Genomic DNA, 1,643 nt, shown 5'->3' with positions numbered 1-1,643 from the left:
GGGGGGGGGGGGGGCGGGGCCGCGGGGGGGGCGGGCCCCCACCACGAACGTGCTGCCGGGTGATCGCGCTTCCGGGTGACCGCCGCGCACCGGCCGCGCTGGTGCGCGCGGCAGTGCGCCCCGCGTCGCCGAGCGGTCGGGTGACCGGAGGGCTGCGGGTGCGGCGCCGGGTGGCGCGTGGTCTGGTCGCCGCGGTGCGCGGCGCCGGTTCAGCGGTGCGGGTGACCCTGCTCCGGCCGCGGTGCGCCCGTCGCCGGGTCGGCACCTGCGGCCAGGGCGGAGCCACCCGCCTGGCGGTCTTGCTCCTCCGCGTCGCCCCTAGGACACGAGACCGCGGCGGAAGCCGTGCGCGACGGCCTGAGCGCGGTCCCGGACCCCGAGCTTGCGGAACAACCTGCGGGCGTGCGTCTTCACCGTGTCCTCGGACAGGTAGAGCTCGCGGCCGATCTGGCCGTTGCTCTTGCCCTGGCTCATGCCGCGCAGCACCTGGAGCTCCCGCTCGGTGAGCTGGACCCCCGGATCGGAGGGCTGGCGCGGTGCGGGCACCGAGGTGCTCGCGAGCGTGTGGGCGAGCGCGGCCACCAGCTCGGGGCGCGAGGCGTCCCAGCGGAGGTAGCCACGAGCCCCACCCGCGATCGCGGCGGCGATGCTGCCCGCGTCGTCGGGTGCGCCGAAGACTATGACGTTTGCCTGCGGATTGGCCGAGACGAGTCGCCGGGTCGCTTCCACCCCGGTGGGGACGGCGCGCTGCGTGCCAACCAGGACGACGTCCACCGGCTGACGGGAGAAGCGTGCCAACAACTCGTCACCGTGCGCTACGCAGTCGATGCGGCTAACCCCTGGGACAGCCGACATCACGCGGGTGAGACCCTCCCGCACACTGCGCCGGTCGTCGCAAATAAGGACCGTGGTCACGGGGACTCCTTCCTGCAGCCGAGTGACGTTCCATATCCCCTATCGGACGCTAAGCCGGGAACCTTGACACGATCCGGTGCTTAATCCGTCAAGAACTTCGTCTCAGGGTCTGCGTTCGGGGGTTCCCCGGAACGGAGCAGCGCCGTCGGCATCCAGGGAGACGCCTCGGCCGCGCGACGGCTCGCGGGCGTGGAACGCAGCAACACGCAGCTCAGAGCGTTGGCGGCCCGATCGAGGTCGTCGTGGCGCTCCGCAGTAGTGCGGACTGGGGAGTTCGTGGCGAGGACAAGAGCCGTCGGCCAGGACAACGAGAACAAGAGAAGTCGGGCAGTGTGATTTAGGTCACATGCCAGGAGTTCAGTGCCCCGGCGGACGCTTTCGGGGGTCGCCCACACCACCAGAGCGGTGCCCAGGACCAGGCGGGACTTGAGGATGTGTCGCATCCCGCCACGCGCTCGGGCGAGCGCGAGCGCGGCTTCCCCGTGCGGAACGGCGTCGGCGGGGGCGCCGGAGGCCAGGGCGATCTCGGCGGCGATCCAGTGGTGGCGCACGAGGGTGCGCCCGGAGTGGGCGGCGGGCGGGGGTTCGACGGGCGGGGGTTCGACGGGCGGGCCGGCCGGGGCAGCGGTGGCCGAAGGCCCGCCTTGCACGACGGCTTGGGCGGCGCGGGGACGAGCGGCGGCCGGAGCGGCGTGGACCGCGGCGGCCCCACCGCTGCGGGCCGGACC

The 1,643-nt window shown here is 73.6% G+C and carries 1 protein-coding gene; it reads right to left on the bottom strand.

What is annotated here, in order from left to right; genetic code table 11:
* Positions 1 to 318: 318 nt before the first annotated feature.
* The gene (locus ACTUAL_RS04925; RefSeq protein ID WP_015805222.1) at positions 319 to 915 is read right to left on the bottom strand and encodes a response regulator transcription factor; all 597 of its coding nucleotides are present in this window, start codon (positions 913 to 915) and stop codon (positions 319 to 321) included.
* Positions 916 to 1,643 lie beyond the last annotated feature (728 nt).

Source organism: Actinosynnema sp., from assembly GCF_052038725.1.
The sequence above is the reverse complement of the archived record's forward strand: the minus strand, read 5'-3'. Positions and strand labels throughout refer to the sequence as shown.